Genomic DNA, 15,618 nt, shown 5'->3' with positions numbered 1-15,618 from the left:
CCGGGGATGATCGCGGAATAGCGGGGTGCCCGCGGCGGTTGCCGCGAGCATGGATGCCACGAAACGCGGCCGGGTACGCGTCGAGCGCACGGCCAAACGGGTGCGGACCTACCTCGGCGGCCGGGTGGTGGCCGACACCGCCTCCGCCCTGCTGGTGTGGGAGGTCCCCTACTATCCGGCCTACTATTTCCCGCTGGCCGACGTCGACGAGTCGGCGCTCAAGCCGGCCGGCACGGCCGAGCACTCGCCGAGCAGGGGCGACGGCCTGGTGCACACGGTCACCGCGGGCGCCAAGGAGGTCCCCGGCGCGGCGCTGGTCTACCAGGACTCCCCGCTGGAGGAGATCCGCGGCCACGTGCGCTTCCGGTGGGAGGCCATGGACGCCTGGTTCGAGGAGGACGAGGAGGTCTTCTTCCACCCGCGCGACCCGTACACCCGGGTGGACATCCTGCCGAGCTCGCGGCACGTGCGCGTCGAGGTGGACGGGGTGATCGTGGCCGACTCCCGCAGCCCGCACATCCTCTTCGAGACGGGGCTGCCGGCCCGCTACTACCTGCCGAAGCCGGACGTCCGGCTCGACCTGCTGGAGCCCACCGGCACGATCACGCACTGCCCGTACAAGGGCACGGCCGAATACTGGTCGGTCAACGGCAAGGAGGACCTCGCCTGGTCCTACCGGACACCGCTGCCCGAGAGCGAGCGGGTCGCCGGACTGATCGCCTTCTACGACGAGAAGCTCGACATCTACCTCGACGGGGAGCTGCAGGAGCGTCCCAAGACCAAGTTCGCCTGAGTTGACAGATCACGATCTCGTACAACACCCTTTCACTATTCGAATAGTGAAAGGGTGTTGTAGTGATCGAGTTTCAGCTCGACCGAGGGTCGGGGGTGTCGACCTACCTGCAGCTCGTCCACCAGGTCAGGCAGGCGCTCAGGCTCGGCACGCTGCGGCCGGGTGACCAGCTGCCGACCGCGCGCGAGGTGGTCGAGCACCTGGCGATCAACCCCAACACCGTGCTCAAGGCCTACCGCGAGCTGGAGCGCGAGGGCCTGGTCGAGGGCCGGCCCGGCATGGGGACGTTCGTGCGCAGGGGGATCGCGGGCCCGACGCTCGCCGAGCACACCCGCTTGCGGCGCGGCCTGGAGGAGTGGGTGCGCGAGGCGCGCGCGGCCGGGCTCGACCAGGACGACCTGCGGGCGCTGTTCACCGTGGTCCTGGCCGATGCCGCGAAGGAGGGGGCGGCATGAGCCCTGTGCTCGAGGCGACCGGGCTCGGCGTGCGTTACCGCCGTACTTGGGCGTTGCGCGACTGCTCGCTGGCGGTCCCCGCCGGGCGCGTGGCCGCGCTCGTGGGGCCGAACGGTGCGGGCAAGTCCACGCTCATGCACGCCGCCGTCGGGCTGCTGCGGCCGGCGCGGGGGAGCGTCGGCGTGGCGGGCGAGGTGGCGTTCGTGGCGCAGGACAAGCCGCTGTACGACGGTTTCACCGTCGCCGGGATGCTCTCCTTCGGCCACAGGATGAACACCCGCTGGGATGATCAGGGCGCCCGCGACCGGCTCGGCGCGCTCGGCATCCCGCTCGACAGGAAGGTGGGCCGTCTTTCGGGCGGGCAGCGCGCGCAGGTGGCGCTCACGCTGGCGCTGGCCAGACGGCCCGACCTGCTCGTGCTGGACGAGCCGCTGGCCAACCTCGACCCCCTCGCCAGGCACGACGTGATGCGCGCCCTCATGGGAGAGGTGGCCGAGCGTGAGCTGACCGTGGTGCTGTCCTCCCATGTCGTCTCCGACCTGGAGGAGACCTGCGACTGGCTCATCGTGCTGAACGGCGGGCGGCTGCAGGTCAGCGGCGACATCGACGACCTGCTGGCCGATCACCTCGTGCTCACGGGTCCCGCCGAGCTGGCCGGGGCCCTGGCCGATCGGCCGGCCGGCGACGTGGAGGTGGTGGGCGGAGGCCTGGCGGGACGGCAGGCCACCCTGCTCGTACGCGGCGCGCCCGCGCTCGACCCGCGCTGGCAGGCCCGGCCTGCGGGGCTGGAGGAACTGGTCATGGGCTACCTGCGCAGCCCCGAGTCGGTCGCCCTGCCTGGGCTCGTGGGGGTGGACACGTGATCTGGCTGACCTGGCGCCAGCACCGGGCGCAACTGCTCGTGACGGCCGGCTTCCTCGCGCTGCTGGGGCTGCTCCTGCTGGGCTCCGCCGTGGAGGCCGGACTGTACGTCGCCGGCCACGCCGCGCCCGGCTGCCCCGGCCCCGGCGCGGCGTGCGCGGACCTGGAGGTGGCGCTGGGGCGGCGGTACGACGCGGTCTACTCCGTGTTCGGCTGGATGCCGCTGGTGCTGCCCGCGCTGATCGGGGCGTTCTGGGGCGCCCCCCTGCTCGGCCGCGAGTACGAGCGCGGCACCCACCGGCTCGCCTGGACCCAGTCCGTGCCCGCGTGGCGGTGGCTGGCCGTCAAGCTGTCGGTGCTGGGCGGCGCGGTCGTGGTGGGCGGTCTGCTGCTGTCGCTCATGGTGAGCCTGTGGCGCCCGGTGTTCAGGGAGGGGATCGACTCGTCTTTCGGCAACGTCGGCGTCTTCAACATGGTCGGGGTGGCGCCGGCCGCGTGGTGGTTGTTCGCGTTCGTGCTCGGCACCGCGGCGGGGGCCTTCTTCCGGCGTACGCTCCCGGCGATGGCGCTGGCCGTGGCCGTGGTGGCGGCGACGATGTTCACCCTGTTCGGGGTCAGCGACCATTACGCCGAGCCCGCGCGCGTGGAGCTGACCGGCACGGTGGTCCTCGACGACACCGACGCCCGGCTGGTCAGCGCGTCCTGGGTCGATCCGTCGGGACGGGAGGTCGCCGAGCCGGGCGCCGCGAGCGGCTGCCCGCGCCGCCTGGACGCGGGGCGCGGCAGCCGGAACGCGGAGGCGTGGCAGGCGTGCCTGTTCGGCAAGGGATACAGGTACGCCGTGTACTACCATCCGCCGTCCCGGTTCTGGCGTTTCCAGTGGACGGAGGCGGGCATCCTGGTGCTCGTCTCGGCGGCCCTCGCCGGCCTCACCGTCCGCCGCACCCTCCGCCACGCCGCCTGAACTCAGGAGGAGGGCGCCCAGCGGGGGGCGCGGCCGAGATAGCGGAGAAGGAAGGCGACCTCGTCGTCGCCAGGCTCGGTCTCCAGAGCCGCCGCGTACGCGCCCCAGGCGCGCAGCGGCTCGACGATCTCCTTGGCGACCACCAGCAGCGGCCGGGCCATCTCGGGCGTGAGCGGCGAGGGCTGCCCCGTCGCGGCCGCGATGTCCCAGGCGTGCACGGCCGCGCCGAGCGCGCACGCGGCCGAGCCCGACCATGGGGACATCGCGTTCGGCGGCACCGGCGTCGGCACCTCGGCGGCGTCGCGGTCGACGCCCGCCCACGCCGTGGCGGAGCGGGCCAGCGCGTGCTCCAGAAAGCCGGATTTGTCGGCCATCGGCCCGCCCGGCGGGTCGAACGGGTTGAAGTCAGGCCCATGTTCGCCGGTGAGCGTGGCGGCGAAGCCGATCTGGTCACCGGCCGCGTGCCGGAAGACCTGGGTGACGCTCCAGCCCGCGCAGGGCGTCGGGAGATCCCAGCCGTGCCCGGAAACGTGCGGCGGCCGCCGGGCGGCTCAGGCGATCAGGCGGGCGAGCACCCGGGTGCCGAACTCCAGCCCCTCCACCGGCACCCGCTCGTCCTTGCCGTGGAACATCCCGAAATAGTCGAGGTCGGGCCGGAGCATCAGCGGCGCGAAGCCGTACCCCTCGATGCCGATCCGCGCGAACGACTTCGCGTCCGTGCCGCCGGCCATCACGTACGGCACCGGCCGCGCGAGCGGGTCCTCCGCCATGAGCGAGCCCGCCAGCTCGTCGAAGAACGCCGACGGGTAAGGGGCTGCGGGCGCGTCCTCCAGGTTGACGAACTCGCGGGTGATCTTCGGTCCGAGCAGCGCGTCGATCGTCTCCAGGAACTCCTCGCGCAGCCCCGGCAGGTACCGCCCGTCCACGTGCGCCCCGGCGGTCGAGGGCACCACGTTGACCTTGTAGCCGGCGTCCAGCATGGTCGGGTTCGCGGAGTTGCGGATCTGGCCCTTGAACAGGCTGCCCAGCGGCCCCAGCCGCGCGGCCTCCTCGTCCAGCCGGTCGAGGTCGATGCGCTGCCCGGTGATCTCCGACAGGTGCTCGATGAGCGCCGCGACCGGCGGCGTCAGGTGCACCGGCCACTGGTGGGAGGCCACCCGCGACAGGGCGTGCGCCATCGTCGCGACCGGGTTGTCCACGGCGGGGCGGGAGCCGTGGCCGGCCACGCCGTGCGCGGTGAGCCGCATCCAGGCGGTGCCGCGCTCGCCCACCGCGATCGGGTAGACCCGGTGCCGGCCGGAGGCCACGCTGAAGCCGCCCGACTCGCTGATCGCCTCCGTGACGCCGTCGAACAGCTCGCGGTGCTCGGTGACGGCGTGCCGCGAGCCGAAGTCGCCCGTCGCCTCCTCGTCGGCGAGGAAGGCCAGCACCAGGTCACGCTTCGGGCGCACTCCCCGCGCCGCCAGGTCGAGCACGGTCGCGAGGGTCATCGCGCACGAGCCCTTCATGTCGACCGCGCCCCGCCCGTACACGCAGCCGTCCACGATCTCCCCGGAGAACGGGTGCATCCGCCACTCGGCCGGGTCGGCGGGCACGACGTCGAGGTGGCCGTGGATGAGCAGCGCGTCGGGGGAGTCGCCGTCGATCCTGGCCACGACGGTGGTCCGCTTCGGCGCCGACTCGAACACCACGGGCTCCAGCCCGGCGTCGGCCAGCAGGGTGGCGACGTACTCGGCGGCGGGCCGCTCACCCGAACCCGGATTGGTGGTGTCGAACCTGATCAGATCCGAGCAGATCTCGGCAACGCTCTTCATGCTCTCCCCTTAAGCGTCAACGGCGGCACCTCGGGCGTCTCCAGGTCGAAGATCAGCCCGTAGAAGGCCAGCTCGGCCTCCAGCACCGCGACGATGGTCTCTTCCCTGCGCCAGCCGTGCTGCTCGCCAGGGAACGTCAGCAGGGCCCACGCCTTGCCGTGCCGGTCCAGCTCGGCGGTGAACCGCTCCGCCTGCCCGACGTCCACGATCGCGTCCTCCAGGCCGTGCAACATCAGGCACGGGCCCGACGCGCGGGCGGCGTTCAGCAGCGGCGAACGCTCGGTGTAGCGCTGCCGCGTCTCGGGCAGCGGCCCCACCAGGCCGTCCAGGTAGCGGGACTCGAAGTCGTGCGTCTCCGCGGCCCAGCTCTCCGGGTCGGTGATCGCGTAGTGCGCGACCCCGCCCGCGAACACGTCGCTGTGGACGAGCGCCGCCACCGTGGTCCAGCCCCCGGCGCTGCCGCCGCGGACGGCGATCCGCGACGCGTCGGCCCGGCCCAGCTCCACCAGGCCACGGGCCACCTTGGCGCAGTCCTGCACGTCGACCACGCCCCACTGGTGGCGCAGCCGCTCCCGGTAGGCTCGGCCGTAGCCGGTCGAGCCGCCGTAGTTCACCACGGCCACGCCGATGCCCCTGCTGGTGAAGTAGGCGATCTCCAGGTCGAGCACGATCGGCAGGTGCCCGGTCGGCCCGCCGTGCACGAAGATCACGTACGGGCTCGGGCCGGTGGCCCCCGACGGCGGGTAGAGGTGCGCGTGCACGCCCTCGATCGTCATCGCCTCCGGCGTGGGCAGCAGGTCCCCGTCCAGCAGCGGCTTGGGCGCCGACACGATCTCGTACGCGCCGTCGAGGCCGACCAGCGCCACCTCCAGCGGCGTGTACGGCGTCGCGCGCACCGCCGCGACCTTGCCGCCCGCCACCGACACGGTCGAGGACCAGTGGGTGGCCGCGCCGCCGATCTCGCGCAGGTCGCCCGTCTCCGGGTCAAGCACGCCCAGGCGGCGGCGGTCGGCGGTGCCGTACACGACGACCAGGTCACCGTCCTCCGCGAGCGCCAGGTAGGTCATGCCCGGCTTCCACGCCGCGCCGCCGAACTCCAGCTCCAGCGGCGTGAGGTTGCGGCCCGGCCCGCCGCCGGCGGGTACGAGGTGCACGTTCCACCAGCCGGTGGGGTCGGTGACCGCGTACAGGGCGGCGTCGTCGCGCCACTCGGCCTGGGCGACCGACTCGCGCGGGCCCCCCGCCACCACCCGGTGAGGGCCGGCCGTGCCGTCCGCGCGCAGTTCGGCCACGCAGAGCTCGGTGCCGTCCCAGGGCATGTTGGGGTGGTCCCAGCCGATCCATGCGACCTGCCGGCCGTTGGGTGAAATCCGAGGATTCATCAGGAAATGGTGGGCTTTGACGATGACTCTGGTCCGGCCGCCGTCCAGCGGCACCGCCACCAGGTCCCGCACGTCGTCCGTCTCCCTGACCGCCCACACCTCCTCACGTCCCGGGGGCAGGTACAGGTCCGCGTAACGGTACGTACCCACGGGAGTGATCGCCACCGGGTCCCCACCCGGGTCGAGGCGGTAGAGGCGCTGGTCGGCCCAGTTGGTGAAGACGAGGCCGCCGCCGGGCAGCGGGCGCCAGGAGCGGCCTCCGTACTCGACCACCCGGTTGCGCGCGTTCCAGCCGGGCGGCAGGACGTCCACGCGGGAGCCGTCCGGCAGGCGGCGCACCACGCAGCGCCTGCCGCCCTCGTGCGGGCGGGGCTCGTCCCACCAGACCTCGGTGCCTGAGGGCGTGGCCACCGCCTCCACCCACTGGGGGCCGCCGTCGGTACGGGCCACATCGATCGGACGAATACTCATATATTCACCAATTACCATTCATACAGGGAGGAAGGGGATGATCGGGTGGGTGGAGGATGTACACGATGCCGCCGCTGCCGCCGCTCCTGGGGCTCCTGAGCCACACGCGCTCGAACGCGGCCCGCGGATAGACCCGGCGGACCTCGGCCTCGGCGGGCGCGGCAGGGTCGTTCACGACGACGTCGCCCCCGGCGGTGAAACCCGTCACGACCATGATGTGCCCGTTCGTGGAGTAGCCGGAGCCGGGCAGCTCGTGCGCCTTGAACGACTGGGACGTGATCACGGGGATCCCGGCCCGTACGAACCGCTCCAGCTCCGCCGCCGACCGCAGCCGCGTCACGAAGCCGGCCAGCCCGTACCGGCCCGCGTACGCGACGTTGAACGGCCAGTTGCCGGTGCCCTGGTAGCTCTCGTCGTACACGCCCACGGCCGCGTGGTCCACCGTCGGCGCGGGGTCGTCCGCCCCGACCCAGGCCAGCTCTTCCTGGCCGGGGCCGCGGCCCCAGAAGCCGAGCACCATGGCTACCGAGGCGGGGCTGCACCAGTTGGCGCCCCCGCCGTCCCAGCGCGGATGGTGCCCGGCGTGCGCGTACTGCGAGTGCCCGGGCACCGCCAGCTCGACGGCCCCCGCCCCGCCGCCGGTCCCCACCCCGCTGCCGGTGCCCGGCGCGGCGGCGGCCGGGGAGAGCGGGTGCTGGGGCAGGGCAGAGGCCATCACGCCCAGGCCGGTGACGCGGGCACCCTCGCCGTGCCGGGTGACGCGCAGCTGGCAGGCCACGACGGGACGCCTGGCGACGAACGTGTCCACCGCCACGTCGCCGTCCCCGTCGCCCTGGCCGGGTACCGAGGTGCGCGGATCGCCGTGCTCGGACCAGCGGCCCATGACGTACCACTTGGTGCGGGCGCCGGACGCGGTCGTGGCGCGCAGCGCGATCTCGATCCACGTGCCCGGCGGGGTGCGAGCGGTCCACGAGGGCACGAGCTGCGTGGCGGCGAAACCGATCGGGTGCTCCTCACCGATCCAGATGTGCGGCCCCGCGTCGGCGTCGGGCCCTGCGTCGGGTCCCGTGTCGGGCAATCTGAAGCGGGTGAAGGCCACGGGGGACAGGTCGACGGTGAGCACCACCCATATTGTGGTTTCGCACCCCGTGTCGCACATCGGATGGTTTACGTACCGGCCCGGCCCTCCTCGGCGGGCGGAACCGCGCCGGACCGGGGGACACCGCGCACCTGCCTGTCCTGAACGGGTGCGCGGCCCGGCGGTCAGAGGTAGAGGCCCGTGGAGTCGTCGCCGGAGGAGTGGGGGAGCTCCCGGCCCGCGCGGAGCGCGTACAGCTCCGCGAGCGTCGCCCCCGACGGGCCCACGCCCTGCGGCGTGCCGAGCCACGCGATCGCTTCGTCCCTGCTCAGCGGCCCCACCTCGAGCTGCGCCAGGCAGCGGCCCGGGCGTACGACGGCGGGGTGGAGGCGGGCGAGGTCTTCGTTCGTGGTGATCGCCACCAGCACGTCGCGGCCCTGGCCGAGCAGGCCGTCCGTCAGGTTGAGCAGGCGCGACAGACCCTGACCCGCCTGGGCCTTGGCGCCGGCGCTGATCAGCTCGTCGCAGTCCTCCAGGACGAGCAGCCGCCAGCGCTGGGCGTCCTCGTCGGTGTCGTAGCCGACCGCCACCTCCATCAGGTAGCCCGGCTCGTTGAACAGCCGCTCGGGGTCGAGCACGCAGTCGACCTGGCACCAGTCGTGCCACTGCTTGGCCAGCGTGCGCAGCAGCGTGGTCTTGCCGGTGCCCGGCCGGCCGTGCAGGAGGATGAGCCGGCCGTTCACGTCGGAGGGCGTGACGGACATCAGCTTGTCGAGGGACCCGCGCACCTTTCCGGAGTAGTTGGCGCTGATCTCGTCCCACGGCTGCGCCGTGATCGGCCGCTCCGAGCGGGTGCCGCCGTGCGTGCCGCGCCACCAGAAGCCCATCTCGACGTGGTCGACGTCCGGCATCGCCTCTTCGGCGCCGTCGATGGCCTCGTGGAGCACCGACTTGGCCAGTTCCTCGCTCACCGCCGTCACGCTGACCATGGCCGTGCGGTCGCGGTGGCGCACGACGCGCAGCGTCCAGCCGTCGCCGCCGATGAGCCGCGACTCCGGGCCGTCCTCGACCCGCGCCGTGCGCAGCACGCGGCCTTCGGCGGGGCTGAGCGTGGCCTCAGGGCGTACGCGCTCCAGGTTGGCCAGCCGGGACCAGGGCTGCGCGCCCGTCGCGAACGGCGACAGCGCCAGGGCGTCGATGAGGTCGATGGCGGAGTCGGCGTCGTCGATGCAGATGTTCATCGGCAGCCCTGCGGCGTCGGGGCTGGGGAACGGAACCTCCCTGATCACTGACATATCGGTAATGATCTCCGCAGGGTCGTCGGATGTCGAAGGGTTTCCGGGAGGAGAAGTGGTCATTCCTTGTTGAGGGTACCCGTCTGCGAGATGAGATCGAGGCCGGGGACGTCGCGCCAGGTATAGGCGAGCGAGTCGCCCTCCAGCGCCAGCACGATGGTGCCGGGGACGCAACCGCCCTCGTTCTGGCCCAGGGCGAAGGTCAGCCGGGTCTCCTCCACCTTGGTCAGGGTGATGGTGCCCCTGCAGTCGTCGTCGCCGTCGCGTTCCCGCCACCTGGCGGTGGACTCGCCCTCCTCCAACTCCACCGTGTTCTCGTTGTCGTCGGGGTCCATCGGGTTGGTGCTGGTCGTACGGCCCGTCCAGACGCCCTCGAAGCGGGCCGGGATCCGCAGGCCCGCACCGTGCGAGGGCTCGGACCCGGTGGGTGTCGCGCCGGCGGACGCGGTGCTGGAACCGGCGGGCGACGGGCTGTCCGGCGGCCGGTTCGGCGACGGCGATCCGGCGGCCGGCGACCGCGTGGGAGGGGTGGCCGTGGGCGAGCGGTCGCCCTCCGCGAGCGGGGGGCGGACGAGCAGGGCCGTGGTGGTGGCCGCGGCGGCGGCGACCGCGACCGCCGTCGCGCCGATCAGCAGAGCACGCGTGCGGGGGCGCCGCCCCTCACGCGTGGTCTCCCCGCTGCCGGGCGGCGGCCCCGTGGGGCCAGTGTGGTCGTGGCCGGTGCGCGGTGGCGGGCCGGCGGAAGGCGCTCCCCGCGCGAGCGGTCCGGCCGGGCGGTCGGGGTTGACCAGGGACACCATGAGCTGCTGCGCCGACGGACGGTGCGCGGGGTCCTTGGACAGGCAGGACGCGATCAGCCCGCGCAGGCGCGGTGGCAGGGGTGACAGGTCCGGCTCGGCGTGCAGCACCCGGTGCAGCACGGCGGGGACGGTGTCGGCCCCGAACGGGCTCGTGCCCGTGGCCGCGTACAGCATGGAGGCGGCCCACGCGAAGACGTCGGAGGCCGGAGCCGCGGGAGTGCCGTTGATCTGCTCGGGCGCCAGGTAGGCGGGCGTGCCGATCAGGCCGGAGGTCATGGTCGCCGTTCCCTCCGCCCTGGCGATGCCGAAGTCGACCACCCTGGGCCCGTCGGGGCCGAGCAGCACGTTGGACGGCTTGAAGTCGCGGTGCACGATCCCGGCCGCGTGGATGGCGGCCAGCGCCGTGGCCGTGCCCACCATCAGGCGCTCCAGGTCGCCGCCCCGCAGCGGGCCGCGCTCGCGCACCCGGTCGGACAGCGAGGGGCCCTCCACGTACTCGCTCACCACGTAGGGCCGTGGCCCGCCGGTGGAGACGTCGAGCACCCGGGCCGTGCAGAAGGAGGCGATGCCCGCCAGCGCGTCGAGCTCCCGCGCGAGCCTGGCCCTGGTCTCGGTGTCGCCGGTGCCGAGCAGCTTGACAGCGACCTGCTCGCCGGAGGGGGAGCGGGCGAGGTAGACCACTCCCTGCCCGCCCTCGCCGAGCCTGCCGTCCAGGCGGTAATCGCCCAGTGACGCAGGGTCGTCCGGTGTCAGGGGGGTCGCCATGGGCGATACGTTACCGTCGTCACGCCCGCGGCAAAGATCCCATCGCCATGCGGATGCCAAGATCCACCGGTACTTTGGATCGTTCGGTTATTTCACTCCTTAGGCGGAGGTATCAGGGGAAGTGTCGAAGATCACGTTCCGCGAAAGGGCGCGGTACTGGTTCGACAACACCATGTCCAGGGGGACGGCTTCGCTGATCGGCTGGCTGGCCCTGGTGTCGGTCGCGCTCCTCGTCGTGGTCACGGTGCTGACGCTCTGGCTCGCGCCGAACGAACCGGAGGGCGTGACGGGTCCCGGACACGTGCTCTGGCTCGCGCTCATGCACGCGCTCAGCCCTGGCAAGATCTCCAGCGATGAAGGCTCGACGGCCTACATGACGGTGATGTTCGCCGGCTCGCTCGGCGGCATCTTCATCGTCAGCATGCTCGTCGGCCTGCTCTCCAACGGCCTCAAGCAGAAGGTCGACCGCCTGCGCAAGGGCCGCTCGCGCATCGTCGAGTCCGGCCACACGGTGGTGCTCGGCTGGTCCGACCAGATCTTCACGATCGTGGCCGAGCTGTCCAAGGCACAGGCGAGCCAGCGCAGCTCGGTGATCGCCATCCTGGCGGAACGTGACAAGCTGGAGATGGAAGATCAGATCCGCGAGCAGGCCGGCGACCTGGGCAAGACGCGCATCGTCTGCCGCACCGGGCGCCCCACCGAGCCGCACGACCTCGACCTGATGAACCTGACGGAGGCCCGGTCGGTCGTCGTGCTCTCGCCCGAGCGTGAGGATCCCGACGCCCACGTCATCAAGATCCTGCTCGCGCTGGCCAAGCGCGAGGGCGTGCACCCGCCGGCCGTCGCGGCGCTGACCTCCAGCCGCAACCTGGCCGCCGCCCGCCTGGCCGGCGGCCAGGAGGTGCTCCTGGTCGACTCCGACGACACCGCGTCCCGGCTCATCGTGCAGTCCTCGCGCCAGTCCGGGATGTCCGTGGTGTGCATGGACCTGCTCAACTTCGACGGCGGCGAGATCTACCTGCGCACCCCGAAGAAGCTCGTCGGCGTCACGTACGGCGAGGCGCTGCACGCGTACCAGACCGCCTCCGTGATCGGCCTGCGCCGGCCGTCCGGCGTCGTGCTGAACCCGCCGGGCGAGACCGTCATCGACGCCGACGACCAGGTCATCGTCATCGCCCACGACGACTCCCACGTCCGCCTGGCGGCCGGCATGCCGTCCATCGAGGACGGCGCCATCGCCGAGACGATGGGCACGCCCGCCGAGCCGGAGCGCACCCTGCTGCTCAACTGGAACGGCAGGGCCGAGCAGATCGTCCGCTACCTCGACGGCTACGTCGCCCCCGGCGCCGTCCTGGAGATCGCCGCCGACCACCCCAAGGCCGGCACCGGCCTGGCCGGCCTGGCCCACCTCACCGTCAACGTCAAGGACTGCGACACCACCGACCGCTTCGCCCTCGAATCGCTCGGCGTCGGCCTCTTCCAGCACGTCATCGTGCTCAGCGACGACCGTTTCGACCCGCATCACTCCGACACGCGAACGCTCATGACGCTGCTCCAGCTCCGCGACATGCAGAGCGCGCTCGGCGAGCACTACTCGATCGTCAGCGAGATGCACGACGAGAACAACCGCTCCCTGGCCGAGGTCACCGAAGCCGACGACATCGTCATCAGCGACACCGTCATCGGCCTGCTCCTCGCCCAGCTCGCCGAGAACCGGCACCTGGCCGACGTGTTCGGCTACCTGTTCGACTCGCGCGGATCGGAGATCTACCCGCGCCCCGCCGCCTCCTACGTGAAGACAGGGGTGAAGGTGTCGTTCTCCACGGTCGTGGAGTCCGCCAGGCGCAAGGGCGAGACGGCCATCGGCTACCGCAAGAACACGGCGAGGAACGATCCGCCGCACTACGGCATCGTCCTCAACCCGGACAAGACCGAGCCCATCGTCCTGGAGGAGGCGGACTCGGTGATCGTGCTCGCCGAACGCTGACCCCACGCCGCGGTGGGTTAGCGTGTGCCCCGTGAGGACCATTGACTGGGTGGACGGCGCGGTGGAGCTCGTGGACCAGACGCTGCTGCCCGACAAGTGCGTGATGTTACGCATCCACACCGTGGACGACCTCGTCGACGCCATCCGGCGGCTGGCCGTGCGCGGCGCCCCCGCGCTCGGCGTGGCCGGGGCGCTGGGCGTCGTGCTGGCCGGCGGCGACCCGGGCCGGATCGCCAGGCTCCGCGCCGCCAGGCCGACCGCGGTCAACCTCGCCTGGGGCGTCGACCAGGTCGCCGCGCACCTGCCGGATGGCCGCGACGCGGTGCTCGCCGCCGCGCTGCGCGTCCGCGACGCCGACATCGCCGCCTGCAGGTCCATGGGGGAGCGCGGCGCCGACCTCCTCAACGGCGACCGGCTGCGGATCATGACCGTCTGCAACACCGGCGGGCTCGCCGCCGTGGAACGCGGCACCGCGCTCGGCGTCGTCCAGACGCTGCACGAGCGCGGGCGGCTGGCCGAGGTGCTGGCGCTGGAGACCCGCCCGCTGCTGCAGGGCGCCCGGCTCACCACATGGGAGCTGGCCAGGATGGGCGCGCCGCACCGGCTCATCGCCGACTCCGCGGGCCCCTACCTGCTGGCCAGGGGCGAGGTGGACGCCGTGCTCATCGGCGCCGACCGCATCGCCGCCAACGGCGACACCGCCAACAAGATCGGCTCGTACGCGCTCGCGCTCGGAGCCGAACGCGCCGGGGTACCGTTCGTGGTGGTCGCGCCCGAGTCGACGATCGACCGGAACACCCCGTCCGGCGAGCAGATCGCGATCGAGGACCGGGACGAGGACGAGATCCTGGCCATCAGAGGGATGCGCGTGGCTCCGGAGGGCACGCGCGCGGTCAACCCGGCGTTCGACGTGACACCGCACGACCTCATCACCGCGATCGTGACGGACCAGCGGGTGATCCGCCCCTGACCAAATCCCCCATCTCCGGGACCGGTCCACGCCACCCGCGTTACGCTCGGTCGTCACCGACAGCGACCCCCGGAGCTCACCTGTGGCCATCGACCTGGTATCAAGGCGCGGCTGGAACGCTCGCCCGCCACGCGGCGACTACACGCAGCTCGACTCCGCCAAAGGCGTGAAGGTCCACTACACGGGCGGCAGGGTCGACCCCGGCATCGTCTCCGACCACGACGCCTGCACGGCCTTGGTACGTTCCATCCAGGGCCACCACATGGACGGCAACGGCTGGATCGACATCGGCTACTGCGTGGACGAGAAGACCGAGATCCTCACCCGGCAGGGGTGGAGGTCCTACCGCGAGCTGCGTCCCGGCGACATCGCGCTCACGCTCGACCACGGCACGGGCATGTCGGAGTGGCAGCCCGTGCTGGAGGTGTGCGTGTTCCCCGCGCGCGAGCGGGAGATGATCCGGATGGAAGGCGCCGGCCACTCCTCGTTGACCACGCCCCATCACCGCTGGCCGGTGGAGCGCCGCCGCCGCGGCCCCCACCCCGTACGGTGGAGGGGGCCCGGCACGAGGTGGCTTCCCGCCGGGAGGGCCGGCCGGACGGTCACGCTTCGTGAGCGCACGTGGGCGACCACCGAGACCTTCGGCCACGACGACCGCATCGCGATCGCGGCTCCCTGCGCCGACCTGCCGGCCGAGCCGAAATGGTCGGACGCCTTCGTGGAGCTGGCCGCGTGGTTCTGGACGGCGGGGGTCGTCGAGGGCGCCCGGGCTCAGGGCGGCGTCGCGATCCACCGGTCGCCGGAGGACGAAGCGCATCTCGTACGCGTCCGCGCCGCGCTCCACGGGGTCTTCGGCCCTCCCGCCGGTCGGCTCCGCCGGCGGGGCAGCGGCGGTCCCCGATGGAGGGAGACGGTCACCGGCGACCGCGTCGCGTTCCGTCTCCCGGCCGGGGCGGGCCGGCGGCTGCTCGGGGTGGCGCCCGGCGGGGTGCCCGCGCTCGACTTCCTGCTCTCCCTGTCGAGGGCGCAGCTCGCCCTGTTCGTGGAGACCTCCCTGGCGGCGGGTGAGGCCGGGCCCGGGGGGCTCGTGCGGAGGGATCGGGCGGCGGCCGAGGCCTTCATGGTCGCCGTGCTGCTGTCCGGGGCGGGAGCGTCGCTGCGCCGCGTGCCGCCGGTCGGTGACACGGGGACGGACGCGTGGATGGTCTCCGTCGACGGACGGCGGCACGTCGTGCCGCGACCGGCCGAAGAGCACGGCGACGGCGGCGTCACCATCAGGAAGGAGACGTACCACGGCCCCATCTGGTGTCCCAGGACCGAGAACCAGAGCTGGCTGGCGCGCAGGGACGGGACCGTCTACTTCACCGGCAACACCATGATCGCCTGCCCGCACCGGATGGTGTTCGAGGGGCGCGGGCCGCATCATCTGCCCGCCGCCAACGGCCCCGGGCTCAACTCCGGCCACTACGCCGTGCTCGGGCTGGTGGGCAACGCGGGCCTGGTGCAGCCGCCCGATGGCGTCCTGCACGCGATCGTCGACGCGATCGAGCACCTGCGCGCACGCGGGCGCGCGGGCAAGGAGATCAAGGGGCACCGCGACGGCTACGCCACCGACTGCCCCGGCGACCCGCTGTACGCCTGGGTCAGGCGTGGCGCACCGCGTCCCGGCACGCCCGCGCCGCCGGCGCCCTCGACGCCGCCGTTCCCCGGGCGGCCGCTGAGATACCCTCCGGTGACGCGCGGCGAGGACGTCCGGACGTGGCAGGCGCAGATGCGCAGGCGCGGCTGGGACCTCGACGTGGACGGCGCGTACGGTCCAGAGTCGCGCGACGTGTGCCGCAGGTTCCAGCGCGTGCAGGAGATCGACGACGACGGGATCGTGGGCCCGATCACCTGGCGGCTGGCGTGGGAGGCCCCGACCAGCTGATCTCACGTAGGGGTGGACCCTGGGTTACTGGGTTCGCGGCCTTCCGCCTACTATCC

General features: G+C 72.7%; 12 protein-coding genes and 1 pseudogene. 7 read left to right on the top strand and 6 right to left on the bottom strand.

Annotated features, from left to right (window positions below; translation table 11 throughout):
• Positions 1–49 precede the first annotated feature (49 nt).
• From ACTWPV_RS10310 to ACTWPV_RS10295, 4 genes are all read left to right on the top strand, one after another.
• Complete coding sequence (locus ACTWPV_RS10310; RefSeq protein WP_443151560.1) at positions 50–793, top strand: DUF427 domain-containing protein; 744 nt, start codon at positions 50–52, stop codon at positions 791–793.
• Positions 794–855: 62 nt separating this feature from the next.
• Positions 856–1,248, top strand: coding sequence for a GntR family transcriptional regulator (locus ACTWPV_RS10305; protein ID WP_347642972.1), 393 nt, complete (start codon positions 856–858; stop codon positions 1,246–1,248).
• Positions 1,245–2,111: an ABC transporter ATP-binding protein gene (locus ACTWPV_RS10300; protein ID WP_443151559.1), complete on the top strand. Its 867-nt coding sequence runs from the start codon at positions 1,245–1,247 to the stop codon at positions 2,109–2,111. Before ACTWPV_RS10305 ends, ACTWPV_RS10300 begins: the two co-directional genes overlap by 4 nt.
• Positions 2,108–3,073: a hypothetical protein gene (locus ACTWPV_RS10295; protein ID WP_347642974.1), complete on the top strand. Its 966-nt coding sequence runs from the start codon at positions 2,108–2,110 to the stop codon at positions 3,071–3,073. Before ACTWPV_RS10300 ends, ACTWPV_RS10295 begins: the two co-directional genes overlap by 4 nt.
• 2 nt (positions 3,074–3,075) lie before the next feature.
• On the opposite strand, the pseudogene ACTWPV_RS10290 reads toward ACTWPV_RS10295, so the two are convergent.
• From ACTWPV_RS10290 to ACTWPV_RS10265, 6 genes and pseudogenes are all read right to left on the bottom strand, one after another.
• Positions 3,076–3,585 (bottom strand): annotated as a pseudogene (locus ACTWPV_RS10290) (maleylpyruvate isomerase N-terminal domain-containing protein); the annotation flags it as partial.
• A 39-nt stretch (positions 3,586–3,624) separates the two neighbouring features.
• The gene (locus tag ACTWPV_RS10285; RefSeq protein ID WP_443151558.1) at positions 3,625–4,887 is read right to left on the bottom strand and encodes a M20/M25/M40 family metallo-hydrolase; all 1,263 of its coding nucleotides are present in this window, start codon (positions 4,885–4,887) and stop codon (positions 3,625–3,627) included.
• Positions 4,884–6,740: a prolyl oligopeptidase family serine peptidase gene (locus ACTWPV_RS10280; protein ID WP_443151557.1), complete on the bottom strand. Its 1,857-nt coding sequence runs from the start codon at positions 6,738–6,740 to the stop codon at positions 4,884–4,886. The genes ACTWPV_RS10285 and ACTWPV_RS10280 overlap by 4 nt, the downstream gene beginning before the upstream one ends.
• A 4-nt stretch (positions 6,741–6,744) precedes the next feature.
• Positions 6,745–7,863 (bottom strand): C39 family peptidase, encoded by a 1,119-nt coding sequence (locus tag ACTWPV_RS10275; protein WP_443151556.1) that lies wholly within the window; start codon positions 7,861–7,863, stop codon positions 6,745–6,747.
• A 140-nt stretch (positions 7,864–8,003) separates the two neighbouring features.
• Positions 8,004–9,113: a DUF5925 domain-containing protein gene (locus tag ACTWPV_RS10270; protein WP_347642979.1), complete on the bottom strand. Its 1,110-nt coding sequence runs from the start codon at positions 9,111–9,113 to the stop codon at positions 8,004–8,006.
• A 59-nt stretch (positions 9,114–9,172) separates the two neighbouring features.
• The gene (locus ACTWPV_RS10265) at positions 9,173–10,678 is read right to left on the bottom strand and encodes a protein kinase domain-containing protein (RefSeq protein WP_443151555.1); all 1,506 of its coding nucleotides are present in this window, start codon (positions 10,676–10,678) and stop codon (positions 9,173–9,175) included.
• 121 nt (positions 10,679–10,799) lie between these two features.
• Here ACTWPV_RS10265 and ACTWPV_RS10260 point away from each other — a divergent pair, with 121 nt between their 5' ends.
• The 3 genes from ACTWPV_RS10260 to ACTWPV_RS10250 all read left to right on the top strand — a co-directional run bounded on the left by ACTWPV_RS10260 (position 10,800) and on the right by ACTWPV_RS10250 (position 15,562).
• A complete protein-coding gene (locus tag ACTWPV_RS10260; RefSeq protein WP_443151554.1) occupies positions 10,800–12,665 on the top strand; it encodes a CASTOR/POLLUX-related putative ion channel in 1,866 nt (621 codons plus the stop codon).
• Positions 12,666–12,696: 31 nt separating this feature from the next.
• Complete coding sequence (mtnA, locus tag ACTWPV_RS10255; protein ID WP_443151553.1) at positions 12,697–13,635, top strand: S-methyl-5-thioribose-1-phosphate isomerase; 939 nt, start codon at positions 12,697–12,699, stop codon at positions 13,633–13,635.
• A gap of 82 nt (positions 13,636–13,717) precedes the next feature.
• Positions 13,718–15,562 (top strand): peptidoglycan-binding protein, encoded by a 1,845-nt coding sequence (locus tag ACTWPV_RS10250; protein WP_443151552.1) that lies wholly within the window; start codon positions 13,718–13,720, stop codon positions 15,560–15,562.
• The last annotated feature ends 56 nt before the right edge of the window (positions 15,563–15,618 follow it).

The sequence above is a fragment of the Nonomuraea sp. KM88 genome (assembly GCF_052245635.1).
In the GTDB taxonomy this organism is placed as follows: Bacteria; Actinomycetota; Actinomycetes; order Streptosporangiales; family Streptosporangiaceae; genus Nonomuraea.
This window is presented reverse-complemented; position numbering and strand designations above follow the sequence as displayed.